This is a genomic window from Pseudomonas sp. P4_C1 (genome assembly GCF_056402155.1).
The window spans coordinates 52,150-76,687 of the sequence record NZ_JBFUHY010000008.1 but is presented as its reverse complement, the minus strand read 5'-3'; the positions used below and the strand labels follow the sequence as shown (position 1 = coordinate 76,687).

The following is a 24,538-nucleotide window of genomic DNA, read 5'->3' as shown; positions in this document are numbered from 1 at the left end:
GCCCACCATGACCAAACGTGAAGCTCCAATCTACAAGGTGATTTTCCTCAATCAGGGCCAGGTGTTCGAAATGTACGCCAAGCAGATCTATCAAAGTGATCTGTGGGGCTTTCTGGAAGTGGAAGAGTTCGTCTTTGGCGAGCGTACGCAAGTGGTCGTCGATCCGAGCGAAGAAAAGCTCAAGGCTCAGTTCGAAGGCGTGGTGCGCAGCTTTGTGCCGATGCATTCGATCGTGCGTATCGATGAAGTCGAGCGTCTGGGGACACCGAAAATCAGCGAAGCCCGTGGCGCGGTCGGCAATGTCATGCCGTTTCCGATGCCAATGCCTGAGAAGTAAATCTCAAGATCGAGTTGCCCCCATCGCGAGCAAGCTCGCTCCCACATTGGATCTTCCAAACGCTGGAGATCAACTGTGGGAGCGAGCTTGCTCGCGATGGGGCCAGTCAGATCAACACAGGAATCAGGGTAGAGGCGCGAAAGGCGTACGCCCGTCAGCGCTCTGCAACTCCATCAAATATTTACGGAAAATTTGCCCGAGCACCTGGGTGGCGACTTCGAGTTCTTCGCGGGGCATTTTTTCGGTGACTTCGTCGGCGGTGTCCAGTGCATCTTCGGCACCGTTGACCGCCGCCATCTTCAGCAGGATGTACGCCTGAACGTTATTGGCCGGCACGCCTTCGCCGCGGAAGAACATGGTGCCGAGCTTGAATTGCGCCTGGGCGTGGCCCTGCAGCGAGGCTTTTTCGAAATAGCTCAGGGCTTGATTGAGGTCGCGCGGCGCGTTTTTGCCTTCGTAGTAGAACTCACCCAACTCGTATTGCGCTTGTGCATCCCCTTCATCCGACGCTTTCTGGCAGGCGGCGAGCGCCTGTTCCAGGTCTTGTGGCTGGGTATTGAGGGTGCAGCGACCCATCGCTGGGATTAACAACGAGTTGCCGCCTGCTTGTGCGTGCGCGAGCAGGGGCTGAAGAAGCAACAGGCAGCCCAGTGCAAGGGTGCGGCCGGTGCGGTTCATGGGAATCGACTTACCTCTGAAGGGCGCGCGGACCCATCGAGGGATCCAATAAGCGCGCATTATGAAATAAGCAGGGGCAACCTTACAAAGTCTTTACTCGTTTTTCTGCTGCGCGGGAAATATATCACCCGTTTTGCGGGGGATTTTTGCTGAACGCGCAGGAATACAGGCGGGCGTGTAGGTGAAAGCTGACGCTGGCAATGGCCAACGTCAGCTTCAGGGGCTTACTTCAAGGCAGCGAAGGCGCGTTCGGCGGCGTCCAGGGTCAGCTTCAATTCAGCTTCGCCGTGGGCGATCGAGGTGAAGCCGGCTTCGAATGCACTCGGTGCCAGGTAGACGCCACCTTCCAGCATCAGATGGAAGAAGCGACCGAACAGGGCAGCGTCGCTGGCCATGACGTCATCGAAGGTGACGATGTCATCGGCGCCGCTGAAATACAGGCCGAACATGCCGCCGGCCTGGGTGGTCACGAACGGAATGCCGGCCGCATCGGCGCGCTGTTGCAGACCGTCGAGCAGGCGAGTGGTGTAGTCGGTCAGCTCGGCATGGAAACCCGGGCGGCTGATCAGGCGCAGGGTGGTCAGGCCGGCGGCCATCGCCAGAGGGTTACCGGACAGCGTGCCGGCCTGGTAGACCGGGCCCAGCGGAGCGATGCGCTGCATGATTTCGCGCTTGCCGCCGAAGCAGCCGACCGGCATGCCGCCACCGATGATCTTGCCGAAGGTGGTCAGGTCCGGTGTCACGCCGTAGTACGCCTGGGCACCGCCGAGGGCGACACGGAAACCGGTCATCACTTCGTCGAAAATCAGCACCACGCCGTGCTTGTCGCACAGAGTCCGCAGGCCTTCGAGGAAGCCCGGAGCAGGCGGTACGCAGTTCATGTTGCCGGCCACTGGCTCGACGATGATGCAGGCTACGTCCTGGCCGACTTCGGTCAGCATGCTCTCAACGGCATCGATGTCGTTGAACGGCAGGGTCAGGGTGTGTTTGGCAAATGCTGCCGGTACACCGGCCGAGCTCGGTACGCCTTGGGTCAGTGCACCGGAACCGGCCTTGACCAGCAGGCTGTCGGAGTGACCGTGGTAGCAGCCTTCGAACTTGATGATGCTGTCGCGGCCGGTGAAGCCACGGGCCAGGCGGATAGCGCTCATGGTCGCTTCGGTGCCGGAGCTGACCATGCGCACCATTTCCATCGACGGCACGAGCGAGCAGACCAGGTCGGCCATCTGCGTTTCCATCTCGGTCGGGGCGCCGTAGGACAAGCCGTGCTCAAGCTGTTTGCGCACCGCGTCCAGCACGTCCGGGTGGCTGTGGCCGAGGATCATCGGGCCCCAGGAACCGACGTAATCCACATAGCGCTTGTTGTCTTCGTCGGTGACGTAGGCGCCTTCGGCGTGCTTGAAGAACAACGGCGTGCCACCGACGCTCTTGAACGCGCGAACCGGCGAGTTCACGCCACCGGGAATGTGTTTTTGGGCATTGGCAAACAGCGTTTCGGAACGAGACATGGTCGGGCTCTCAAATCAGATTTTCAGTAGTTCGTTGAAGGCGCGGGCGCGGCGGGTCACTTCGACCGTGCTCTCGGCGCCAAACAGGCCATGCACCACCGCCAGCAGATCGACGCCATGGGCCACCAGCGGGGCAGCGTTATCCAGGGTGATGCCGCCGATCGCGCAGATCGGCAAGTGCAACTGCTTGCGGGCCTGGTCGAGCAGGTCGAGGCTGCAGGTCGGCGCGCCGGGCTTGGTGTTCGAATTGAAGAAGCGGCCGAAGGCGACGTAGCTGGCACCTTCTTTGGCAGCCTGTTCGGCCAGTTCGAGCTGCGCGTGGCAGGTTGAACCGATGATCGCCTGACGCCCGAGCAGTGCACGGGCCGGAGTCAGTGGGCCATCGGTCTGGCCCAGGTGTACGCCCACGTTCAGGCGTGCCGCCAACTCGGCGTCATCGTTGATGATCAACTGCGTCTTGTAACGTTCGCACAACTCGCGCAAGGCTTCGGCCTCACGCAGGCGGCGGGCGTCGTCACTGCTCTTGTCGCGGTATTGCAGCAAGGTGACGCCGCCTTCCAGCGCCGCCTCCACGTACTTGAGCAACTTACCGTCCAGCAAATGGCTGTCGGTAATGGCGTACAGGCCACGTAGTTTCATCGGGCAAGCCTCACCGCATTACAAATAGAAGTTACGAACAGAAATCCAGTGGCAAACGGCGCGGCACAAACTGGCCTTTGCCCAACTGCTCGGCATCACGCAGGGTGCGCCAAGTGTAGTTAAGCGCGGTCTGTACGGCACTGGCGAGGTTTTCGCCCTGGGCCAGACGACCGGCCAGCGCACTGGCCAGGGTGCAGCCGGAACCGTGATAGCTGCCCGGCAAGCGCTGGCAGGTAAAGGTTTCGCGCTGGCCGTCGCGGCTGTACAGGCGATTGTGGATTTCGGTTTCGTCGCCATGGCCGCCGGTGATCAGCAGGTGTTTGACGAACGGCAGCAGTTTTTCAGCGCACTCGTCCGCAGTGCCTTCAGGCAGTTCGGCGAGGATCCGGGCTTCGGGAAGGTTGGGGGTCGCAATGATCGACAAGGGCAGCAGGCGTTCGCGCATGGCATAGCCGACTTCGTCCTTGCCCAGGCGTCCGCCGCCGCCGGCGCGCAGCACCGGGTCGCAGACCACCGGCAAGTGCGGATGCGCCGAAAGCAGTTCGACCACGGTGTCGACCATTTCCAGGGAACCGAGCATGCCCAGTTTGACCGCCGCGACTTCGGAGTCGTTGAGCACGGCATTGGCCTGGGCCAGTACCCACTCACGGTCGAGGACGCGGAAGTCAGTGACATTGACGGTGTCTTGCACGGTCAGGGCGGTGACGGCCGGAGCCGCATGGCAACCCTGAGCTAGCAGGGCTTCGATATCTGCCTGCAAGCCGGCGCCACCACTTGGGTCGTGGCCGGAGAGACAGAGGACAACGGGGCGAGAGCTGTAGATATTCATGGTGCGCGAGCTTACCACCAAACAACGTTTTTCGGGTGTAGCGACATCCAGTCCGGCTGTTCCCTCGCCACAGTGATTTGCCTGCCTCTGAATGTGTTCTGGTGATGTTGCTGAAACGCCCGTCCTAGAGCCTTTGTAGGAAAAATTTCAATGGTGCTTAATGGCTATCAACGGCTATGCTAGAGTGGATCCAAACCAATAACAGGTAATACCGGTTTTACGTCTGCTCAAAAGGAATGGGGGGCTTCCTGACAGAACCGGACAGGCCACGCTGGGGCTTCAATGCACTATTTGCTGATGTTGCTGTTGTGTTTGCCCCTCCTGGCAAACGCCGTCGAGTTCGATGAGTTCACTCAAAGCCTCCCCTTGGGCCGAACCCTGCAGGTCTACGAGGACGCAGGTGGTCAGGCGACCATCGCGGATATCCGTGCGCAAGCGGCGGCCGGCAACTTCAAATCGCACCAAAAAGACACGCTCAACGCCGGGTACTCGCGTTCGGTATTCTGGCTGAAAATCGACCTGCATTTCCGTCCGGCCAATCCGGCGGCGCAACGGACCTGGCTGCTGGAATTGGCCTATCCGCCCCTCGATCATCTCGATCTCTATTTGCCCGATGCGGCCGGCAACTATCAGTTGGTCAGGCAGACCGGCGATGCCTTGCCGTTCGCCAGCCGCGAGATTCGTCAGAACAACTATTTGTTCGACCTGACGTTCAAACCTGACCAGGCCGAAACCGTATTCTTGCGATTGCAAAGCGAAGGTTCGATCCAGGCACCGGTAACCTTGTGGTCGAGCACCGCCTACCTCGAAGATCAGCCTGTGCGCCTCTACGTATTGGGGCTGATCTACGGCGTGCTGCTGGGGATGCTGGTCTACAACCTGTTCATCTACCTCAGCGTGCGCGACACCAGTTACCTCTACTACATCTTCTATATCGCCTCGTTCGGCTTGTATCAGCTGTCGGTAAACGGTGCGGCTGTGCAGTATTTCTGGCCGGACAACCCTTGGTGGGCCAACGCCGCGACGCCGTTTTTCATCGGCTGTGCGGGTTTGTTCGGCAGTCAGTTCGCCCGCAGTTTCCTGCAAATGGCTACCCACAGTCGCTGGCTTGACCGCTTGTTGCAGGCGCTGGTTGCGTTCGGTGCGCTGGTGGTCGGACTGTCGTTGATGAGCAGTTACGCCCTGGCCCTGCGGCTGGCCACGGCGCTGGCGCTGACGTTCACCGTGGTGATTTTTGCCGCCGGGATCTTTGCCTGGCTGCGGGGCCTGCGGGTGGCGCGGTATTTCATTATTGCCTGGTCGGCGTTTTTGCTCGGCGGCATCGTCAATACGCTAATGGTGCTGGGCTACCTGCCGAACGTGTTCCTGACCATGTATTCCAGCCAGATCGGCTCGGCCATCGAAGTGGCGTTGCTGTCCCTGGCACTGGCCGACCGCATCAACGACATGCGCGAGCAGCAGGCACAAACCCTGTTCGACGCCAGCCAGAAGCTTGAAGTGCTCAACCAGCAACTGGCTTGCAGTAACAAGCTCAAGGACGAGTTCCTTGCCACCCTGACCCACGAACTGCGCACGCCGATGAACGGCGTGATCGGTTCGCTGGAGCTGATGCAGACGGTCGAAATGGACCCGGAGCTCGAGCAGTATCAGCTGACGGCTGCGGGATCGGCGCGGGACATGATGCGCATGGTCAACGGCATCCTCACCCTCACCGAACTGCAGGCCGGCAAACTCAAGGCCTCGGCCGACACCTTCAGCTTGCGCGGCATGGTCGAGGCATTGCGCATGCAGTTCGAGGGCAACGCATCAAGCAAGTCGCTGGACTTCAAGGTCGATGTCGCGCCAGGTGTGCCGGATCGTTTGCACGGCGACAACGTCAAGATTGCGCAGTGCCTGGAATGTCTGCTGGATAATGCCATCAAGTTCACCAGGATCGGCGGCCTGGCCCTGCGGGTGACCGGCAAGGCCATTGAGCCCGACCGGCTGGCGTTGACCTTTGCGGTGATCGATACGGGCATTGGCTTCACTGATTTGGGGGAGGCCACGATGTATCAACGGTTCTTCCAGCTCGATGGCTCGATGACCCGTGAGTACGGTGGCCTGGGTGTTGGCCTGGCGATTTGCCGACAGTTGGTCGAATTGCTGGGTGGACGCCTGACGCATCGCACCGAGCCAGGACGCGGCAGCCGGTTTCAGCTGGATGTGGAAGTCGGGCTGCCGGTGGCCGAACGTCCGGTGATGCCGTTGATGCCCCGGGATTTTCCGCGCCTGCGCTTGCCTCAGGATTGTGCCGTGCTGTTGGTGGATGACAACAGCATCAGCCAGTTGGTGATGCGCGGCATGTTGCTCAAGCTGGGCTTTCGCGTACGTACGGCCGACGGAGCCGATGTTGCACTCGATCTCTTGCAGCGCGAAGTGTTTGACGCGGTACTGGTCGATTGTCAGTTGCCGCTGCAGGGCGGTGAGCCGGTGTGCTGCCAGATCCGCGCGTTACCCGGTTATGCCGAACTGCCGCTGTTCATGATGGCCCTGGGCGGCGACCGTGAGCGCTGCCCGACCGGCGCGGTGATTGATCACTTGAACAAACCGGTGAAATTCGAAGACTTGCAGGCCGCCCTCTACCGCCGTGTGCTCTGCTCGCAACAGGGTGAAAGCGCCGACAGTTAGGCGGATATGACACTTTGATCGGCCGAGGGGCGGTGCTTAACTGAAGTCCCTTGGCCGACCAAAGGAACCCTGTCATGAACCTGCATCAGTTCGCCGAAACCCACGAAGTCACCAACCAGCCACCGTCACTGGACGGCGCCAACCTGTACCGCATCGACTTGCCGTTGCAGGAATGGTCGCGGCGGTTCGGGGCCGGTTGGGCCGAATCGCGGATCGACGCCTACGGCGCGCTGGCCGGTGGCCCGTTGATGGAAGCCGGGTTCCTGGCCAATCAGAACAAGCCGGTGTTCAACAGCCATGACCGGTTTGGTCATCGCATCGACCTGGTGGAATTTCATCCGGCCTATCACCAATTGATGCGCACGGCGGTCGAGCACGGCCTCACCTCGCTGCCCTGGGCGCACCCGCAGGACGGCGCCCATGTTGCCCGCGCTAGCATGTCGTATCTGCACAGCCAGGCCGAAGCCGGCAGCGGCTGCCCGCTGACCATGACTTTCGCCAGCGTTCCAGCCATGCGCCTGCAACCGGACCTGGCGGAAAAGTGGCTGCCGAAAATCCTCGCTACCGAATACGACCCGCGCAACGTCGGCATGGCCCACAAGGCCGGGGTCACCATCGGCATGGCCATGACCGAGAAACAGGGCGGCACCGATGTGCGGGCCAATACGACCAAGGCGTATCCGGTCGGTGCCAGCGGTCCGGGCCAGGCCTATGAGCTGGTGGGGCACAAGTGGTTTTGTTCGGCGCCGATGTGCGACGCCTTCCTGACCCTGGCGCAGACCGACAAGGGCCTGACCTGTTTCCTGTTGCCGCGCCATCGTCCGGACGACACGCGCAATCAGTTCTACATCCAGCGCCTGAAGAACAAGCTCGGCAACTGCTCCAACGCTTCCAGCGAAGTGGAGTTCCGTGGCGCACTGGCGTGGATGGTCGGTGAAGAGGGCCGGGGTGTTCCAACGATCATCGAAATGGTCGCCATGACCCGCTTCGATTGCATGGTCGGCTCCAGTTCTCTGATGCGCCAGGCGCTGACCCAGGCCAGTCATCACTGCGCTCACCGTTCGGTTGGCGGCAAACTGCTCAGCGAACAGCCGTTGATGCAGAACGTGCTGGCGGATCTGGCTCTGGAAAGCGAAGCCGCCCTGGCCTTGAGTCTGCGCATGGGGCGGGCGCTGGATCATCTGGATGATTCGCAGGAAGCGAAATTCGCCCGGCTGGTGACGGCGGTGGGCAAGTACTGGATCTGCAAGCGTGCCCCCGGGATGATCAACGAAGCCGCTGAATGCATGGGCGGTGCCGGTTATGTCGAAGACAGCATCCTGCCGCGCCTCTACCGCGAAGCGCCAGTGAATTCGACCTGGGAAGGTTCCGGCAACGTGCAGTGCCTGGACGTGCTGCGTGCCCTGTCGAAAGAGCCGGGCGTGCTCGATGCGTTGTTCAGCGAGTTGGGCGATGGCCATGGCGACAAGCGCCTGGCTGCGCATATCAATCAATTGCAGGCGGCCTTCAAGGACACCAGCGACATTCAGTACCGTGCCCGGCAGTTGACCGAGGACATCGCGCTGGGCTTGCAGACCAAGCTGTTGCTGGAAGCCGGGAATGCGGTGGTCAGTGATGCGTTTATTGCCAGCCGTCTGGATGGTGGTGGCCGAGTGTACGGCGCATTGCCACGCGGCCTGGACGTGGAAGCCATTGTCGCTCGCTCGACCCCGCAAGCACTGTAGAGAACCTGTAGGAGCGAGCCTGCTCGCGATGACGGAGTAACATTCAACATTTGTGTTGGCTGATACACCGCTATCGCGAGCAGGTCGGATCGCCGCACCGTCGCTCCTACAGTTGTTCTGTGTATACCGCAATGATGCATTGCCAACACGCCACTGTTCCCGTGAAGCGACGATGCAGGCAAGATGAAGGTCTGCAAGTCAGAACACAGGATGCTGATCGTGACCGAAGCTTTTATTGTCGTTCAAACCGCCGAGCAAGCCGTGGACCGGCTTGCACTCTTGCACAATCGTGCAACCACCGCGCTGAGCCAGGCGCTCAAGCGCTACCTCAAGGACCGCGTCGAGCCCGATGCCGAACAGCGCTCGATGTTCCGCTATCCCGAATTGCGCTTGACCTACCTATGCCAGGGCGAAGTCCCGCAGACCACTCGCGCTTACGCCAAGGTTCAGTTGCCGGGCACTTACAGCGTCACCGTCACTCATCCGTCGGCTTTCCGTAAATACCTGCTGGAACAGCTCGTTCCGCTGATGCACGACTTCACCGTGACAGTGGAGGTCGGTGTCAGCCAGCAGAACATCCCGTATCCGTATGTGGTCGAGCAGGGCGATGAACTGGCTGGCTCCGGCGTCACTGCCGCCGTGCTGGCGCGGGTGTTCCCGAGCACTGACCTGTCGGCGGCGACCGACGGCATTGCAGACGGTTTGTACGATTGGGAAAACACCGATCCGCTGCCACTGGCCCTGTTCGATGCCGCCCGGGTGGATTTTTCCCTGCGCCGGCTGGTGCATTACACCGGCAGCGACTGGCGGCATGTGCAGCCGTGGATTCTGCTGACCAACTATCACCGCTACGTCGACCAATTCATCGTTCATGGCCTGGAGCAACTGCGCACAGACCCGCGTTTTGTGCGCATGGTCCTGCCGGGCAACGTGATCATCGAAAAAAGCATGGACCACGACGAAGCCGCGGCAATTGCTGCCGGTGTGGTCTGGCACCGCTACCAGATGCCGGCCTATCACCTGATCGCCAGTGACGGCCACGGTGTGACCCTGGTCAACATCGGTGTCGGCCCGTCCAACGCCAAGAACATCACCGACCACCTGGCCGTGCTGCGCCCGCATTGCTGGCTGATGATCGGCCACTGCGGCGGCCTGCGTCAGTCGCAGACCATTGGCGATTACGTGCTGGCCCACGCCTACATGCGGCGCGACGGGATTCTCGACCGGGTGGTGCCGCCGAACATTCCGATTCCGGCATTGGCCGAAGTGCAGCTCGCGCTTCAGCAGGCGGCGGCGAACATCACCGGCGAGAAGGGCGACGAACTGAAGAAGCGCCTGCGTACCGGCACCGTGCTGACCTACGACGACCGTAACTGGGAACTGCGCTGGGCCCAGGAACGGCCGCTGATCAACCTGTCCCGTGCCGTGGCGGTGGACATGGAAAGCGGCACCATCGCTGCCCAGGGTTATCGTTTGCGGGTGCCGTACGGCACGTTGCTGTGTGTCTCGGACAAACCGCTGCACAGCGAAATCAAGCTGCCGGGCTCGGCCAACGCCTTCTATGAGCGCGCGGTCAGCCAGCACTTGAAGATTGGTATCGAGGCTGTAGATCTGTTGCGCACAGAGCTCAACTCGCTGCACTCGCGCAAACTGCGCAGCTTTGACGAGCCGCCGTTCCGCTGATCGTTATCATGGTCATTTGACGGTCAGGCCACTAGCATAGTGAGCCCTGACCGTTAGATGCTCTCTTTGCCATGTCCCGTCCTCAACGCCCCGTTTCCCGCCGCCCTGGCGTGAAACCCTCTGCTTCAGCCCCGCGCCGTGTCGCCAAGGCACCGCCGACCGAGCCGAAACTGATCCTGTTCAACAAACCCTTCGATGTGCTGACGCAATTCAGCGACGGCGAAGGGCGCGCGACCCTCAAGGATTACATCGAAGTACCGGGCATCTATCCGGCGGGACGGCTGGATCGCGACAGCGAAGGCTTGTTGCTGCTGACCAACGACGGTCAGCTTCAGGCGCGGATCGCCGACCCGAAACATAAGCTGGCCAAGACCTATTGGGTACAGGTCGAGGGTGAACCGAGCGCCGAACAGTTGCAGCGCTTGCGTGACGGCGTCGAGTTGAATGACGGCATGACCTTGCCCGCCGAGGCGCGGCAACTGGACGAACCCGAGTTGTGGCCGCGCAATCCGCCGGTGCGCTTTCGTAAAAGCGTGCCGACCAGTTGGCTGGAGTTGGTGATTCGCGAAGGGCGCAACCGCCAGGTGCGGCGCATGACCGCTGCGGTGGGTTTGCCGACGTTGCGCCTGGTACGGGTCAGAATCGGTGACTGGACGATCGAAGGGCTCGATCAGGGCCAGTGGAAAGAAGTACCGGCGCGCTTATAAGGCGCCGGATTCGATCAGGCCGATCACCACGCTCTTGATGATGAACGCCGCTACGCCCAGGCCCAACACGAAAAACAGAATGAACGAGCCGAAGCGCCCGGCCTTGGACTTCTTCGCCAGATCCCAGACGATGAAACCCATGAAAATGATCAGGATGCTGACCAGACCGGTCATCATCCACTCTTCGAAAACGGCAGGATCCATCGAACATCTCCAGCGCGGGCGTGGCTAAAAGGGCGCGGGGCAGTATACGCCTGCGCGGGTTCGCGCTGTATTGACCTGCGTCGGTGTGTCGCAGTCATTCGTCGCCTGTGCCGGCCCTATCGCGAGCAAGCTCGCTCCCACAGGTTTTGTATGGATCGCGATAGTGCGGTCAACACAAAACCTGTGGGAGCGTGGCTTGCCCGCGATGGGTCCCTCAGCTACGCAGATGAGTCAAAGGTAGTTCGGTGCTGTTCAACACCTGGTTCAACACAAAACTCGAACGCACGCTGGTCACCCCTTCAATCCGCGTCAGATGTCCCAGCAGCAGTTTCTGGTAGTGATCCATGTCCGGCACCACGACCTTGAGTTGATAGTCGGCATCCATTCCGGTCACCAGGCTGCATTCGAGCACTTGGGGCAGGGTGCGGATGGCCGCTTCGAAGTTTTCGAAACGCTCCGGCGTGTGACGGTCCATGCCGATCAGTACGTAGGCCGTCAGGCTCAGGCCGAGCATTTTACGGTCGAGCAGGGCAACCTGGCGGGAAATGTAGCCGTCGTCTTCCAGTTGCTTGACCCGCCGCGAGCATGGCGAAGGCGACAGGCCGATGCGTTCGGCCAGCTCCTGGTTGGAGATGCGTGCGTCGCGCTGCAATTCCGCCAAAATACTCAGGTCGTAACGGTCGAGCTTGCTCATCAAACGGTCCTTTGTCGTAACTATTGCGGAGGATTATGTATCCGTGGTTAAAAATTGCGCAAGTGATGTTTAATTCAGCAATCTTCGCAATCCTCTGCCGGCGCTCCCGGCCTATTCTTATCACCAGAATCACTGCTCGGACAAACAGTCCAGTGCGGCTCGCCCAATCAGGCCCGCCGCGGTCGCCACCCCCACCGGGGATGTGCCGGCCCCCGAGCTACACACTGTCCAGAAGACGGCGTGAGGTGAGCCGGCGCCACAAGCGTCGAGCCAGGACGAAGTTCTCTAAGGGGAGGCCGACGGGTCTCCCCTTTTTCTTGCGTGGAATTTGCTGCCGTGAATTAAAGCGCGGCCCTCAATAAATAAGTTGCGTGACAGATAACCTGTAGCAGAACCGGCCACTGCTTTCCCAGTCTTATGTACAGGCCCTAGCACGCAATGAGGAAAAGCATGAAGTCGCGCATCTGGCGTTTGGCCGGCGTTGGTTTGCTGTGTGTCAGTGTCACCGCGCAAACGATGGCCGATGAGCCACAAAACCATGACCGTGATGGCGGGCAACACGGCCAGGGCGGGCATCAGGGTGACAATCAGGGCCATGGTGGCAACAACCAGCCGCGCCCGCAAATCAGCCCGCCGCAGAACGAGCCCCGTGCGCAGAACAACGACAACCGCCACGACGAGCACAACGGCCAGAATCAGCATCAGAACAACGGCCAGTGGCAGAACCGTCCAGTGCCGGATTTCAACAGCCGGGTTCGCTCGCCACCACCACCGCCGCAGTTGCCGGCCACTGACATGCCGATCCAGCCCCGTCCCGACACCGTGCGCCAGACCCAGCAGCCGCAGCGTGGTTACTACCAGGACCAGCCGCGTCGCAATAACTACAACCAGCGCTGGAATGGCTACACAGTCGCACCGTCCTATGACAATCACATGCAGGGGCGCTCGAGTGGATACGGTAACGGCTGGGGGCCAGGCCCAAGGTATCGCCCCGGCCAGATGATCGACCGCTTCCCCGAACGCCACTTGCGCGTGCCTTACCGTGGCATGGATTACTACTATTCCGGCGGTTACTGGTATCGCCCGCTCGGCCCGCGCTATGAAGTGGTGAAGCCACCGCGCGGGATTCGCGTCAGATACCTGCCCGATTACGCCCAGCAAGTGTTCATCGGCGGGGCACTGCTGTTCCTTGCGGCCGGTTCGTATTACGCCTATGAGGAAAGCACTCAGGACTACGTCGTGGTCGAGCCGCAGGTTGGCGAACCACCGGCCGGCAGCAATGGTTATGACGTGGAGGCGTATCCGGCCAACGGTCAGTCGACGGAGCAGGTCGGTCGGGATGGCTACGAGTGTTATCAATACGCGGTGCAGCAGAGTGGTTTCGATCCACGAACCGCTACCTACCAGCCAGACCCGTCGGTGGTGCAAGCCTACCGACAGGCCCAGGGCAACTGCCTGAGCAGTCGCGGTTATCAGGTGAATTACTGAGCCCGGGCGGCTTTCACCACTTCCCGCGGGTCGGCGTGCACCAGCACTTCGGCGCGTGGGTAGGCGTTGTGAATGGCCGCGGCAGCCTGATCGCTGATGCCGTGGGCGACTGACAGCGTCAGTTCCCCCGGCAACTCCAGATGCAACTGCACAAACCACTGGTTGCCGGAGATCCGCGTACGCAAGTCATGGGCACCCAACACACCGGGTACGCTGCACGCCAATTCCAGCATGTGCTGGCTGACATCCGGCGGCAGTTCTTCATCCATCAACACCGCAAAACTCTCCCGGGCGATCCGCACTGCGCTCCAAAAGATATAAGCGGCGATGCCCAGGCCAAACCAGGCGTCGACCTGATCCCAGCCAAACCCGGCCAGTACCAGCGCCAGCAGAATGCTGCCGTTGAGCAACATGTCCGAACGGTAATGCAGCGAGTCGGCACGCACCGCGTTGGAGCCGGTAGCCTTGACCACCCGATGTTGCAACATCAGCAAGGCCAGGGTCAGGGCGAGCGAGAACACAATCACACCGATGCTGATCCACGGCGCGCCGACCGGTTCGGGATGTTTCAGCCGATCAAAGGCCTGCATTGCAATCAGTACCGCACTGCCGCCAATGAACAACGCCTGGGCCATGCCCGACAACGACTCGGCCTTGCCGTGGCCGTAGCGATGATCGTCGTCGGCCGGACGCAGGGCGTAATGCACCGCCAGCAGGTTGAGCAATGAGGTGACGCCGTCGAGTGCCGAGTCGGTGAGCCCGGCGAGCATGCTCACCGAGCCGCTCAGCCACCAGGCAATGGCTTTGGCGACGATCAGGGTGCACGCCACCGCCACCGAGGCACGGGTCGCCAGCCGCAGCAGGCGGGCGTGTTCGGAGCTGGAGGTCATAGTGGCCATCGTTACTTGAAGAGTCCTTTTGCGCGCAGGGATTATGCGGCGGGTTGCAGGCCGAACATCGCCAGTTGCTGAGTGCTGCCTTTGCTCTGGATCAGGCGTGGATCGTCCAGCGGGAAGCTGCGGCCCAGTTCGCTTTCCAGAATAGTCTGTAACTTGCGGTTATCGACTTTGCCGTCGGGGCCGATGGCGTCCTTGAGTTTTTTCGGGTCGACCTGGGCGGTCTTGCCCGGTTCGAAGTAAATCGCGCCGGTGGCGAAGTCCACGGCAAACGCGATCAGGCCGGGGATGATGTAGAACAGCAGGCCAACGGCGTCGAGCGCGGCGATGGCCGGGTCGATCTTGCCTTCGATCTGGCCACGGCGATCGGGGTAGAAGATCGATCCGCAGGCGGTCACTTGAGTCAGCAAGGTTGCGACCAGAACACCGCCAATCAGGCGAAAGGGAGCACGCATATGAAATCTCCTGGGTAATCTCGAAACGAAACGTCGTCGGTATGAATTAGGACCGTGATTAACGCCACGCAGTTCGCCGTTATACTCGCGCTGGCAGGGCGTGCCCACAGTAAATTGCGGCCGCGTCTCACCCCTACAGAGATAGTTGAGGATGGACGTTGTTTTTTTCAGTTCAACAACGCGTAACGGCTGACACTTGTAATCGGGGTTCGGCCCTCCGGGCTGAAGCTGTGGACGCGCCATGCTGCGTTGCGGAACTTGGTAAGGAAACGACCCTTACCTGCGTCCCGCGCCTTGCCTGGCACGCCCACAGCTTCAACGCGACTCGCAATTTACTGTGGGCACGCCCTGGGGAGCCAGCATGATTTCTTTGCCGATCGATGAAGTTTTACCCGCCCTGCGTGAAGCCCTCGCTACACGCCACGAAGCCGTGCTCGAAGCGCCGCCCGGTGCCGGTAAGACCACCCGTGTGCCTTTGGCCTTGCTCAACGAGCCGTGGCTGGCCGGGCAGACTATCCTGATGCTCGAACCCCGTCGGTTGGCTGCACGCGCAGCGGCGGAACGGCTGGCCAGTGAGCTGGGGGAGAAGGTCGGCGAGACCGTGGGTTATCGCATTCGTCTCGACAGCAAGGTCGGCCCCAACACCCGCATCGAAGTGGTCACCGAAGGCATTCTCACCCGGCGTTTGCAGGACGACCCGGCGCTGGAAGGCGTGGGCCTGCTGATCTTCGATGAATTTCACGAACGCAGCCTCGACGCTGATCTGGCCTTGGCCCTGAGCCTTAATGGCAGGGAGCTGTTCCGGGACGATCAGCCGCTGAAAATCCTCTTGATGTCCGCCACGCTCGAAGGCGAACGCTTGGCCGGGTTGCTCGACGACGCACCGATCCTGCGCAGCGAAGGGCGCATGTACCCGGTGGCGATGCGCTGGGGCCGGCCGTTCCAGGCCGGTGAATTCATCGAGCCACGTCTGGTGCAGACCATCCTTGAAGCCTTGAACGACGAGACCGGCAGCGTGCTGGTGTTCCTGCCGGGGCAGGCGGAAATCCGGCGTGTGCATCAGCAACTGGCGGATGCGTTGGGCGATAATCCACAGGTTCTGTTGTGCCCGTTGCACGGTGAACTGGACCTGGCCGCGCAACGTGCAGCGATTGATCCGGCACCGGCGGGCAAGCGCAAAGTGGTGCTGGCCACCAATATCGCCGAAACCAGTTTGACCATCAACGGCGTGCGCGTGGTGATCGATGCCGGGTTGGCGCGGGTACCGCGTTTCGACCCCGGCAGCGGCATGACCCGTCTCGACACCCAGCGCATTTCCAAGGCCAGCGCCACCCAGCGCGCGGGCCGGGCCGGGCGACTGGAACCGGGCGTGTGTTATCGCTTGTGGTCCCAGGACCAACACGAGCAACTGGCGGCCYATGGCAGTGCGGAAATCCTTTCGGCGGATCTCGCCGGGTTGGCCTTGCAACTGGGACGTTGGGGCGTGACGCCCGGGCAGTTGGTGTGGCTCGACGTGCCGCCGGCCGCCGCTTATGCACAGGCCCAGGATCTGCTCGAACGCCTGGGGGCGCTGGAGGGTGAAGCGCTGACCCGTCACGGTCAGGCCATGGCCGAACTGCCGGCGCATCCGCGCATCGCGCATTTACTGTTGCGCGGCCAGGCGCTGGGTCTGGCGGAAATGGCCTGTGACGTCGCCGCGCTGCTCGGTGAACGCGATATCTTGCGCGGCGCAGGGGCGGACTTGCACAGCCGACTGGTATTGCTGTCTGGCGAAGAACGCGCCGCACGGGGTGCTCAGGGCGGGGTGCAACGCGCCCGGCAACTGGCGCGGCAGTATCGTGGTTACCTGCGCGGCAAAGCCTCGGAGCCGGTCAGCGATCCGGATCATCCACGCTGGCTCGGCGCGTTGCTGGCGCTGGCCTATCCCGACCGCGTCGCCCAACAACGGCGCGCCGGTGGTGCGGAATATCGCTTGGCCAACGGACGCGCCGCACTGTTCGCCGAGGCCGACAGCCTGATGAAGCAACCGTGGCTGGTAATCGCCGACCTTGGCAGTCGCCAGGGCCAGCGTGAAGAGCGGATTTATCTGGCGACGGACTTCGATCCGGCGCTGTTCGACTCCGTGCTGGCCGAGCAGGTGCGCTGCGTCGATCAACTGGATTGGGATGAACGTGAAGGGGTGCTGCGGGCAGAGCGTCAGCGCAAGGTTGGCGAGCTGATCCTCAGCCGCGAGCCACTGACAGGCCTCGACGAAGCCGCCCGCAGCCAGGCGCTGGTGAACCTGGTGCGGCGCAAAGGCCTGGAGCTGTTGCCGTGGACCCCGGAGCTGCGTCAATGGCAGGCGCGCGTCGCGTTGTTGCGGCAACTGGACCTCGCCGGCAAAGGCGAGAGCGAATGGCCGGACGTCAGCGACGCGGCGTTGCTCAAGAGTCTGGAGCACTGGCTGATGCCGTATCTGGGCAAGGTTTCGCGACTCAGCCACTTCGCCAATCTGGACCTGTCGAGCATCGTCCACAACCTGCTGCCGTGGCCGCTGCCGCAACGGCTTGACGAACTGGCGCCGCATCATTTGAGTGTGCCGTCGGGCTCGTCGATTCGTCTGGACTACAGCGAACAGCCGCCGATTCTGGCGGTGCGTTTGCAGGAGTTGTTCGGCCTGGCGGAAACCCCGCGCATCGCCGGGGGCCGGCAGGTGGTCAAGCTGCATCTGCTGTCACCGGCGCGGCGGCCGGTGCAGGTGACCCAGGACCTGGCCAATTTCTGGCGCAGCACCTACGCCGAGGTGAAGAAGGATCTGAAGGGGCGTTATCCGAAGCATTACTGGCCGGATGATCCGCTGGTGGCGGAGGCGACTGCGCGGATCAAACCGCGCAAGTAATCGCAGCTCCTATGAGGTCTGGGTTGATCTTTCGGATTTCGCCGTGAGTTGTTCGCGGCAATAGTCCGCGAACAACTGCGCCGGCTTGGTCAGTTGCCCACGCTTGAGCCATGCCGCCACCAGCCCCGAACCGGTGACGTCTTCGGCGATGTCCACGCACACCACTTTCTGCCCGTCGTAGGTGCACTCCGAGTGCGGCTTGGTCACCAGAATCGAAAAACCAAAGCCCTGGCCAACCATGCCGCGCACCATCTCGATGGATGGCGAGCTGAAGGCGATGCGTGGGGTCAGTCCGAGCTCATCGAACAGACTGACGAAGTAGGTCCGGCTCGGCTGCACGTCCAGAAGAATCATCGGCTCCAGGCACAGATCCCGCAGCGACACTTGTGCCTGTTGGGCAAAGCGGTGATCCGCCGGTAGTAATGCGTAAGGTCGTTGCGCCGGCATCAGCGGTTCGGTTTCGATGGTGCCGTCCAGATCGTGCTCGTAAAGGATCGCCAGATCGAAGGCACCAGAAGTCAGGCCCTGCACCAGCTCTTGCTGCTCGCCGTCGCGGATGCGGATTTCCACCCCCGGGTACAACGCCGAAAACCCGGCGATCAATTGCGGCAGGTACAGCGGCGCGACGGTTTCGAAGCAGCCAATATCAATCTGCCCGGAGACCACGTCGTTATCGGCCAGGGCGTTTTGTTCGAACTCCCTGGCCATGCGCAACAGTTCCTGGGCCTTGCGATAGAAGCGCGCACCGCTGGGGGTCAACGACACGCCCTGGGCGTGATGGCGGATCAGCAGTTGCACACCGAAGCTGTCTTCCAGCCCTTTGATGGCCGTGGAGATCGAAGGCTGGGCGATGTACAGCTTGCGCGAGGCCTCGGCGACGCTGCCGCATTCAACAGTGGTGATGAAATATTTCAGTTGACGCAGATTGTAGGCAGCCACAGCAAACCTCGGGGGAGAACGGATCAGGCATCCGGGCAATTTGCGCGCCACCCCTATCCGCTCGGGCAGCGATTTGTTGTGGTTGAACAATAACCACATGCTGCACCAGAAGGGAGATTGGCTACGTAGTTTTTTCTTGGCCTGCGAACACATTTTTACTGGTTTTCCACTGCTTGGGCCTGAGCGACTATCCAATACACAAGAATGTCCTCTGGAGCATCTGAACGTGTTCGAGCTTGAGTATTGGCAACGCAAGGCCGCTTCCCTGCGGTTTCCCGACCAGGCTGTGATCAACGGCCAGCGCCGTGCGGCGCAGTCGGGGCAGACTTTCGCCGCGATCAACCCCGCTACCGGGCAATGCCTGGCCAACGTTGCCGCTTGCGGCGAAGAAGACGTGAATGCGGCGGTGCGTAATGCGCGGCAGGTCTTCGAGGCGGGCACCTGGGCGGCGCGCTCACCGACCGAACGCAAGCAAGTGCTGTTGCGCCTGGCCGACTTGATCCTCGAAAACCGTGAAGAGCTGGCACTGCTCGATTCACTGAACATGGGTAAACCAGTCGCCGATGCCTACAACATCGACGTGCCGGGTGCCGCTGGGGTGTTGCGCTGGTACGCCGAAAGCCTCGACAAACTCTACGATCAGGTCGCGCCGAGCGCGCAGAACGTGCTGGCGACCATCACCCGCGAAACCCTCGGCGTGGTGGCGGCCGTGGTGCCGTGGAATTTCCCCCTGGACATGGCGGCGTGGAAACTCGCGCCGGCCCTGGCCGCCGGCAACTCGGTGATCCTCAAACCGGCCGAGCAGTCGCCGTTTTCCGCCCTGCGTCTGGCTGAGCTGGCGCTGGAGGCGGGTCTTCCTCCAGGTGTACTCAACGTGCTGCCGGGCCTCGGCGAGCAGACCGGCAAGGCTCTGGGTCTGCACCCGGACGTCGATTGCCTGGTGTTCACCGGCTCCACCGAAGTCGGCAAATATTTCATGCAGTACTCGGCCCAGTCGAACCTCAAGCAGGTGTGGCTGGAGTGCGGCGGCAAGAGCGCCAACCTGGTGTTCGCCGATTGCCAGGACCTGGATCTGGCGGCCGAGAAAGCCGCATTCGGCATCTTCTTCAATCAGGGCGAAGTCTGCTCGGCCAACTCGCGATTGCTGGTGCAACGCTCGATTCATGACGAGTTCGTCGAACGCCTGAAGGCCCAGGCCGAGCGCTGGTTGCCGGGGGATCCGCTGGACCCGTCGAGCGCCGCCGGAGCCATCGTCGACAGCCGTCAGACCGCGCGCATCATGAAGTTTATCCAGCAGGCCGAACAGCAAGGCGCGACCAGGATCTGTGGCGGTCGGCAGTCGATTTTCAACGGCTCGGACAACTTCATCCAGCCGACGATTTTCACCGGTGTGACCCCGGATATGCCGCTGTTTCGCGATGAAGTGTTTGGCCCGGTGCTGGCGATTACGCCATTCGACGATGAGGCCCACGCCTTGCACTTGGCCAACGACAGCGTCTACGGCTTGGCGGCCTCGCTGTGGACCGACGACCTCAATCGCGCCCACCGTGTGGCGCGACAATTGCGGGCCGGAACGGTGTCGGTCAATAGCGTCGACGCACTGGACGTGACCGTGCCTTTTGGCGGTGGCAAGCAGTCGGGTTTCGGCCGCGACCTGTCCCTGCATTCATTCGATAAATACACCCAGTTGAAGACCACCTGGTTTCAATTGCGCTGATAACAAAACGGAGAACTGGCGATGACCACACCACGTGACACCCGCGACTACCAGGCCGCCGACGCTGCGCACCACATTCATGCGTTCGTCGATCAGAAAGCCCTCAACGACGAGGGGCCACGGGTGATGGTCCGTGGCGAGCGCCTGCACCTGTGGGACAACGATGGCCGGCGTTACCTCGACGGCATGTCCGGGCTGTGGTGCACCAACCTCGGTTATGGGCGCAAGGACCTGGCCGCCGCGGCGAGCCGGCAGCTGGAACAGCTGCCGTACTACAACATGTTTTTCCACACCACCCACCCGCAGGTGATCGAGCTGTCCGAGCTGCTGTTCAGCCTGCTGCCGGGTCACTACAGCCACGCGATCTACACCAACTCCGGCTCCGAAGCCAACGAGGTGTTGATCCGCACGGTGCGTCGCTATTGGCAGGTGCTCGGCAAGCCCGAGAAGAAAATCATGATCGGCCGCTGGAACGGATACCACGGTTCGACCCTGGCCGCGACGGCGCTGGGCGGCATGAAGTTCATGCACGAAATGGGCGGCATGATTCCGGACATCGAGCACATCGACGAGCCGTATTTCTTCGCCCACGAAGGCAACCTGACGCCGGCCGAATTCGGTCTGCGCGCGGCACAGCAACTGGAAACGAAAATTCTCGAACTGGGCGCGGACAAGGTCGCGGGTTTCATCGCCGAACCGTTCCAGGGTGCCGGCGGCATGATCTTCCCACCCGAAAGCTACTGGCCGGAAATCCAGCGCATCTGCCGCAAGTACGACGTGCTGCTGTGCGCCGATGAAGTGATCGGCGGCTTCGGTCGTACCGGCGAATGGTTCGCCCACGAGTACTTCGGTTTCGAGCCGGACACCCTGTCCATCGCCAAGGGGCTGACCTCGGGCTACATTCCCATGGGCGGCTTGATCCTGTCGAAAAAAATGGCCTCGGTGCTGGTGGAACAGGGCGGCGTGTTTGCCCACGGCCTGACCTATTCCGGGCATCCGGTGGCGGCGGCGGTGGCGATTGCCAACCTCAAGGCGCTACGTGATGAAGGCGTGGTGACGCGGGTCAAGGATGACATTGGTCCGTACCTGCAACAGTGCCTGCGCGAAGTGTTCGGCAAGCACCCGCTGGTGGGCGATATCCAGGGCACCGGCATGGTCGCGGCGCTGCAACTGGCCGAAGACAAAAACAGCCGCAAGCGTTTCGCCAACGAGAACGACATCGCCTGGCGCTGCCGTACGATTGGTTTTGAGGAGGGCGTGATCATTCGCTCCACACTGGGCCGGATGATCATGGCGCCGGCCTTGATTGCCAGCCGTGAAGAGATTGATGAACTGATCGGCAAGACCTTGAAAGCGGTGGATCGAACGGCGCAGGAATACGGCCGGCTCTGATCTTGCTGGAAGGTCCTGCGGACCTTATCGCGAGCAGGCTCGCTCCTACATTGGATTTGTGTCGATCATCGGTAATGAGGGCGACATAGACCCCTGTAGGAGCGAGCCTGCTCGCGATTGCTTTTGTCGAATCAACATACTTCTCAAGTCTTGCACCCACCTCGGGCATCCCCGCCCACAGCGCCCTTTAGCAGTGCGCGCTAACGAGTTTTTTCATCGTTCGCATCCACATATTTCCTCATTTTCCTAATCCCGCCCTTGGGCCAACATCGATCTCCCCAGCCAGCCCAATGCTGCACACCAAAGGGTCCATCAGAGACCACAGGCCGCAGCTGCTTCAGGGCCACTGGCCGTACTGCCCATGACAAAACTAAATCAACAGCTTTGGGAGTGCTCCATGATCAAGTCCTTGCTTACCCGCGTTGCCCATCCACTGGCGGTCACCGCCATCGCCGCGACGGTCGCCACTAGCGCCCAGGCCGGCACCCTGTCCATCGGTCATACCACCTGGGTCGGCTACGGCACCCTGTACCTGGCCCAGGACCTTGGCTACTTCAAGGAAAACGGTTTGACCGTCGAGTTGCCGGTGGTCGAGGAAGCGGCGATGTACATGGCCGCGCAAGCTTCTGGTGAGTTGTCCGGCTCGGCGTCGACCATCGACGAGGTGCTCAAGTACCGTCCGCAATTCTGCTTCAAGGCCGTGGCCGCGCTGGATGACAGCCATGGTGGCGACGGCGTGCTGGTAGGCAAGGACGTCAAGAGCCTGCAGGAGCTCAAGGGCAAGGCCGTTGCGGTCAACGAAGGTTCGACCTCGCAGTTCTGGCTCTCGTATCTGCTGAAAAAACACGGCATGAGCATGAGCGACATCACCGTGCAGAACATGACGGCCGACGACGCCGCCACCGCGTTCATCGCCGGTCGCGTACCGGCTGCCGTGACCTGGGAGCCGCACCTGTCGATGGTTCGCGACAAGCAGCAGGGCAAGGTGCTGATCGACAGCAGCAGCACACCGGGGGTGATCGTCGACGTGGTCGCACTGAACTGCACCGTGATCGAAAAGCAGCCGGAAGACGTCAAGGCTCTGGTGGCCGGTTTGTACAAAGCCGTGCAGTACACCAAGGATCATCCACAGGAAGCCTACAAAATCATGGCCAAGGGCGTTGGCGGTTACCTGGCCGATCCGAAGGAGCTGGAAGCCGCCGCCCAGGGCGTGCGTTTCTACGATCAGGCCATGAGCGAAAAACTCCTGGGCTCGCCGGGCAAACCGGGTGACAGCGCACCGCTGATCAAACTGGCCAACGAGACCGCCAGCGAGCTGCAAGGCAAGCCCTACAACGTCAGCAATGACGACCTCATCGACAACCGCTTCGTCACCCCGCTCTAGGAGGCTGCATGTTCAAGCGCAATTCATGGCTGAGCCGCTGCATCACGCCCAAGACCGGTCTGCCGGTCTCGGTGATCTGGAGCGCGAGCGGTCTTGCCTGGGTGCTGTTGGTCGGCCTGTGGGCCGGCTTGTCCTACGGTGGCGTGGTGCCGGGCATGTTCCTGCCGACGCCGGGTGCGGTGGTCGAGGCCGCTGTGCGCCTCGGTCGCGACGGCACACTCGGCCAGCATGTGTGGGCCAGCGTCGAAGTGGTGATGGTCGGCTTCATCCTGTCGTCCCTGGTGGCAGTGCCGCTGGGTTTGCTGATGGGCAGCTTCCGCATCGTCCAGGCCTTTCTTGAGCCGCTGGTGAATTTCATTCGTTACCTGCCGGTGACCTCGTTCGTGCCGCTGTTCATCCTGTGGATCGGCATCGGTCTGGAGCAGCGGGTGTCGGTGATCATTTTCGGCGTGTTCTTCCAGCAACTGGTGATGATCGCGGACGTGTCCAAAGGCATCTCCAAGGACCTGATCAACGCCTCCTATACCCTCGGTTCGAACCGTCGTGACGCGGTGCTGCATGTGATCGCCCCGGCGTCACTGCCGGGTGTGCTCGACACCCTGCGCGTGACCATGGGCTGGGCCTGGACTTACCTGGTGGTGGCTGAACTGGTCGCCGCTTCCAGTGGCCTGGGTTACCTGAGCCTCAAGGCCATGCGTGGCTTCCAGGTGGATGTGATTTTCCTCGCCATCGCGATCATCGGCCTGCTGGGCTTGGTCACCGATCAACTGTTCCGTTTCCTACGCCTGAGGATTACCGCATGGGCTCAGTAACCGCCGCCACTCATCGTTTTGTCGCCCCTCAGGCTGCCCAGGTGAACGCGCCTCGGCTGCAAGTGGACAAGGTCAGCCTGCGTTACAAGAAACCCGATGGCGGTACCTTTACCGCGTTGGAGGAAGTGTCGTTCGAGGTGCCGGACCAGCAATTCGCTGTACTGGTGGGGCCTTCGGGCTGCGGCAAGTCGAGTCTGCTGTACCTCACCGCCGGCCTGGCCGAACCGACCTCGGGCGAAATTTACGTCGGCGGCCAACAGGTGGAAGGCCCCGGTGCGGATCGCGGCATGGTGTTCCAGAGCTACACGCTGTTCCCGTGGCTGACCGTGCGCCAGAACGTCGAGTTCGGCCTCAAGCGGCGCGGCATGCCAGCGGCGCAACGCAAGGACATCGTCGATTACTACGTCAATGAGGTGGGCCTGAGCGGCTTTGCCGACAACTACGCCAAGCAGTTGTCGGGTGGGATGATGCAACGCGTGGCGATTGCCCGGGCGTTGGCCAACGATCCACAGATCCTGCTGATGGACGAACCCTTCGGCGCCCTCGACAGCCAGACGCGCCTGCAAATGCAGCAGTTGTTGCTGCGGGTGTGGGGCAACAGCAAGAAGACCGTGTTGTTCGTGACCCACGATATCGACGAGGCGATTCTGCTGGGTGACCGGGTCTACGTCATGGGCGCCAGACCTGGCCGGATCAAGCAGATATTGGATGTGCCGATCGAGCGTCCACGCAACCTGGACATGGTCATGGAGCGCTCGTTCATCGAGATGAAACGCGAGATCTTCGGGCTGCTGCATGATGATCTGGAGGAGGTGCATTAAGTCGGGCATACACAGACCCTGTGGGAGCGAGCTTGCTCGCGATGGCGGCGGCACATTCAACACATCTGTGTCTGATGGACCGCTAT

The 24,538-nt window shown here is 61.6% G+C and carries 21 protein-coding genes; 12 read left to right on the top strand and 9 right to left on the bottom strand.

Translation table 11 applies throughout. The features are described from left to right. Positions 1-7 precede the first annotated feature (7 nt). On the top strand, positions 8-337 hold the full coding sequence (locus AC1DU9_RS08075; protein ID WP_003185742.1) for a DUF1820 family protein: 330 nt from the start codon (positions 8-10) through the stop codon (positions 335-337). Positions 338-460: 123 nt separating this feature from the next. Here AC1DU9_RS08075 and AC1DU9_RS08070 read toward each other — a convergent pair whose 3' ends face one another. From AC1DU9_RS08070 to AC1DU9_RS08055, 4 genes are all read right to left on the bottom strand, one after another. Next, entirely contained in the window at positions 461-1,015 is a 555-nt protein-coding gene (locus AC1DU9_RS08070; protein ID WP_223460936.1) for a tetratricopeptide repeat protein, read from the bottom strand. Positions 1,016-1,239: 224 nt separating this feature from the next. Beyond that, complete coding sequence (gene hemL, locus AC1DU9_RS08065) at positions 1,240-2,523, bottom strand: glutamate-1-semialdehyde 2,1-aminomutase (RefSeq protein WP_223460939.1); 1,284 nt, start codon at positions 2,521-2,523, stop codon at positions 1,240-1,242. Positions 2,524-2,538: 15 nt separating this feature from the next. Continuing rightward, positions 2,539-3,162 (bottom strand): thiamine phosphate synthase, encoded by a 624-nt coding sequence (gene thiE, locus AC1DU9_RS08060; protein WP_223460941.1) that lies wholly within the window; start codon positions 3,160-3,162, stop codon positions 2,539-2,541. Between the two features lie 31 nt (positions 3,163-3,193). Then, positions 3,194-3,991 (bottom strand): hydroxymethylpyrimidine/phosphomethylpyrimidine kinase, encoded by a 798-nt coding sequence (locus AC1DU9_RS08055; RefSeq protein WP_223460943.1) that lies wholly within the window; start codon positions 3,989-3,991, stop codon positions 3,194-3,196. 282 nt (positions 3,992-4,273) lie between these two features. Here AC1DU9_RS08055 and AC1DU9_RS08050 point away from each other — a divergent pair, with 282 nt between their 5' ends. The 4 genes from AC1DU9_RS08050 (at position 4,274) to AC1DU9_RS08035 (ending at position 10,772) form a co-directional block, all read left to right on the top strand. Beyond that, complete coding sequence (locus tag AC1DU9_RS08050) at positions 4,274-6,658, top strand: hybrid sensor histidine kinase/response regulator (RefSeq protein ID WP_223460945.1); 2,385 nt, start codon at positions 4,274-4,276, stop codon at positions 6,656-6,658. A 74-nt stretch (positions 6,659-6,732) separates the two neighbouring features. Next, positions 6,733-8,382 carry an acyl-CoA dehydrogenase family protein gene (locus tag AC1DU9_RS08045; protein ID WP_477809989.1) on the top strand — a complete coding sequence of 550 codons (1,650 nt, stop codon included), beginning with the start codon at positions 6,733-6,735 and terminating at the stop codon, positions 8,380-8,382. Positions 8,383-8,565: 183 nt separating this feature from the next. Next, the gene (gene amn / locus AC1DU9_RS08040; protein ID WP_223460950.1) at positions 8,566-10,065 is read left to right on the top strand and encodes an AMP nucleosidase; all 1,500 of its coding nucleotides are present in this window, start codon (positions 8,566-8,568) and stop codon (positions 10,063-10,065) included. A gap of 71 nt (positions 10,066-10,136) precedes the next feature. Beyond that, positions 10,137-10,772 carry a pseudouridine synthase gene (locus AC1DU9_RS08035; RefSeq protein WP_223460952.1) on the top strand — a complete coding sequence of 212 codons (636 nt, stop codon included), beginning with the start codon at positions 10,137-10,139 and terminating at the stop codon, positions 10,770-10,772. Here the strand turns inward: AC1DU9_RS08035 and AC1DU9_RS08030 are convergent. Together AC1DU9_RS08030 and AC1DU9_RS08025 are read right to left on the bottom strand one after the other, a co-directional pair. After that, on the bottom strand, positions 10,767-10,976 hold the full coding sequence (locus AC1DU9_RS08030) for a DUF2788 domain-containing protein (protein ID WP_003228500.1): 210 nt from the start codon (positions 10,974-10,976) through the stop codon (positions 10,767-10,769). The genes AC1DU9_RS08035 and AC1DU9_RS08030 overlap by 6 nt on opposite strands. Before the next feature lie 214 nt (positions 10,977-11,190). Further along, complete coding sequence (locus AC1DU9_RS08025; protein ID WP_007937367.1) at positions 11,191-11,670, bottom strand: Lrp/AsnC family transcriptional regulator; 480 nt, start codon at positions 11,668-11,670, stop codon at positions 11,191-11,193. A gap of 450 nt (positions 11,671-12,120) precedes the next feature. Between AC1DU9_RS08025 and AC1DU9_RS08020 the strand changes: the two genes are divergently transcribed. Then, positions 12,121-13,158, top strand: coding sequence for a DUF6515 family protein (locus tag AC1DU9_RS08020; RefSeq protein WP_477809988.1), 1,038 nt, complete (start codon positions 12,121-12,123; stop codon positions 13,156-13,158). Here the strand turns inward: AC1DU9_RS08020 and AC1DU9_RS08015 are convergent. Next, complete coding sequence (locus tag AC1DU9_RS08015) at positions 13,152-14,048, bottom strand: cation diffusion facilitator family transporter (protein WP_223460957.1); 897 nt, start codon at positions 14,046-14,048, stop codon at positions 13,152-13,154. The two genes, AC1DU9_RS08020 and AC1DU9_RS08015, sit on opposite strands and share 7 nt — an antisense overlap. A 41-nt stretch (positions 14,049-14,089) precedes the next feature. After that, on the bottom strand, positions 14,090-14,509 hold the full coding sequence (locus AC1DU9_RS08010; protein WP_477809987.1) for a polyribonucleotide nucleotidyltransferase: 420 nt from the start codon (positions 14,507-14,509) through the stop codon (positions 14,090-14,092). 361 nt (positions 14,510-14,870) lie between these two features. Between AC1DU9_RS08010 and hrpB the strand changes: the two genes are divergently transcribed. Continuing rightward, positions 14,871-17,387, top strand: coding sequence for an ATP-dependent helicase HrpB (hrpB, locus tag AC1DU9_RS08005; RefSeq protein ID WP_477809986.1), 2,517 nt, complete (start codon positions 14,871-14,873; stop codon positions 17,385-17,387). Positions 17,388-17,396: 9 nt separating this feature from the next. Here the strand turns inward: hrpB and AC1DU9_RS08000 are convergent, their stop codons facing one another. Continuing rightward, complete coding sequence (locus AC1DU9_RS08000) at positions 17,397-18,326, bottom strand: LysR family transcriptional regulator (RefSeq protein WP_223460961.1); 930 nt, start codon at positions 18,324-18,326, stop codon at positions 17,397-17,399. A 226-nt stretch (positions 18,327-18,552) separates the two neighbouring features. On the opposite strand from AC1DU9_RS08000, the gene AC1DU9_RS07995 reads away from it, so the two are divergent. The 5 genes from AC1DU9_RS07995 to AC1DU9_RS07975 all read left to right on the top strand — a co-directional run bounded on the left by AC1DU9_RS07995 (position 18,553) and on the right by AC1DU9_RS07975 (position 24,452). Next, the gene (locus AC1DU9_RS07995) at positions 18,553-20,043 is read left to right on the top strand and encodes an aldehyde dehydrogenase (protein ID WP_477809985.1); all 1,491 of its coding nucleotides are present in this window, start codon (positions 18,553-18,555) and stop codon (positions 20,041-20,043) included. A 21-nt stretch (positions 20,044-20,064) separates the two neighbouring features. Beyond that, the gene (locus AC1DU9_RS07990; protein ID WP_477809984.1) at positions 20,065-21,435 is read left to right on the top strand and encodes an aspartate aminotransferase family protein; all 1,371 of its coding nucleotides are present in this window, start codon (positions 20,065-20,067) and stop codon (positions 21,433-21,435) included. A gap of 397 nt (positions 21,436-21,832) precedes the next feature. Continuing rightward, positions 21,833-22,819: an ABC transporter substrate-binding protein gene (locus AC1DU9_RS07985; protein WP_223460967.1), complete on the top strand. Its 987-nt coding sequence runs from the start codon at positions 21,833-21,835 to the stop codon at positions 22,817-22,819. Positions 22,820-22,827: 8 nt separating this feature from the next. Further along, complete coding sequence (locus AC1DU9_RS07980) at positions 22,828-23,631, top strand: ABC transporter permease (protein WP_477809983.1); 804 nt, start codon at positions 22,828-22,830, stop codon at positions 23,629-23,631. After that, entirely contained in the window at positions 23,619-24,452 is an 834-nt protein-coding gene (locus AC1DU9_RS07975; RefSeq protein WP_223460970.1) for an ABC transporter ATP-binding protein, read from the top strand. The genes AC1DU9_RS07980 and AC1DU9_RS07975 overlap by 13 nt, the downstream gene beginning before the upstream one ends. Positions 24,453-24,538: the final 86 nt, after the last annotated feature.

Bases quoted from the DNA above. Each gene is read 5' to 3' on its own strand.
- AC1DU9_RS08015 (WP_223460957.1), bottom strand. From the start codon at position 14,048: ATGACCTCCAGCTCCGAACACGCCCGCCTGCTGCGGCTGGCGACCCGT.
- AC1DU9_RS07980 (WP_477809983.1), top strand. From the start codon at position 22,828: ATGTTCAAGCGCAATTCATGGCTGAGCCGCTGCATCACGCCCAAGACC.
- AC1DU9_RS07990 (WP_477809984.1), top strand. From the start codon at position 20,065: ATGACCACACCACGTGACACCCGCGACTACCAGGCCGCCGACGCTGCG.
- hemL (WP_223460939.1), bottom strand. From the start codon at position 2,523: ATGTCTCGTTCCGAAACGCTGTTTGCCAATGCCCAAAAACACATTCCC.
- AC1DU9_RS08070 (WP_223460936.1), bottom strand. From the start codon at position 1,015: ATGAACCGCACCGGCCGCACCCTTGCACTGGGCTGCCTGTTGCTTCTT.
- AC1DU9_RS07975 (WP_223460970.1), top strand. From the start codon at position 23,619: ATGGGCTCAGTAACCGCCGCCACTCATCGTTTTGTCGCCCCTCAGGCT.
- AC1DU9_RS07985 (WP_223460967.1), top strand. From the start codon at position 21,833: ATGATCAAGTCCTTGCTTACCCGCGTTGCCCATCCACTGGCGGTCACC.
- AC1DU9_RS08055 (WP_223460943.1), bottom strand. From the start codon at position 3,991: ATGAATATCTACAGCTCTCGCCCCGTTGTCCTCTGTCTCTCCGGCCAC.
- amn (WP_223460950.1), top strand. From the start codon at position 8,566: ATGAAGGTCTGCAAGTCAGAACACAGGATGCTGATCGTGACCGAAGCT.
- AC1DU9_RS08035 (WP_223460952.1), top strand. From the start codon at position 10,137: ATGTCCCGTCCTCAACGCCCCGTTTCCCGCCGCCCTGGCGTGAAACCC.
- AC1DU9_RS08045 (WP_477809989.1), top strand. From the start codon at position 6,733: ATGAACCTGCATCAGTTCGCCGAAACCCACGAAGTCACCAACCAGCCA.
- AC1DU9_RS08025 (WP_007937367.1), bottom strand. From the start codon at position 11,670: ATGAGCAAGCTCGACCGTTACGACCTGAGTATTTTGGCGGAATTGCAG.
- AC1DU9_RS08050 (WP_223460945.1), top strand. From the start codon at position 4,274: ATGCACTATTTGCTGATGTTGCTGTTGTGTTTGCCCCTCCTGGCAAAC.
- AC1DU9_RS08030 (WP_003228500.1), bottom strand. From the start codon at position 10,976: ATGGATCCTGCCGTTTTCGAAGAGTGGATGATGACCGGTCTGGTCAGC.
- AC1DU9_RS08020 (WP_477809988.1), top strand. From the start codon at position 12,121: ATGAAGTCGCGCATCTGGCGTTTGGCCGGCGTTGGTTTGCTGTGTGTC.
- thiE (WP_223460941.1), bottom strand. From the start codon at position 3,162: ATGAAACTACGTGGCCTGTACGCCATTACCGACAGCCATTTGCTGGAC.
- AC1DU9_RS08075 (WP_003185742.1), top strand. From the start codon at position 8: ATGACCAAACGTGAAGCTCCAATCTACAAGGTGATTTTCCTCAATCAG.
- AC1DU9_RS08010 (WP_477809987.1), bottom strand. From the start codon at position 14,509: ATGCGTGCTCCCTTTCGCCTGATTGGCGGTGTTCTGGTCGCAACCTTG.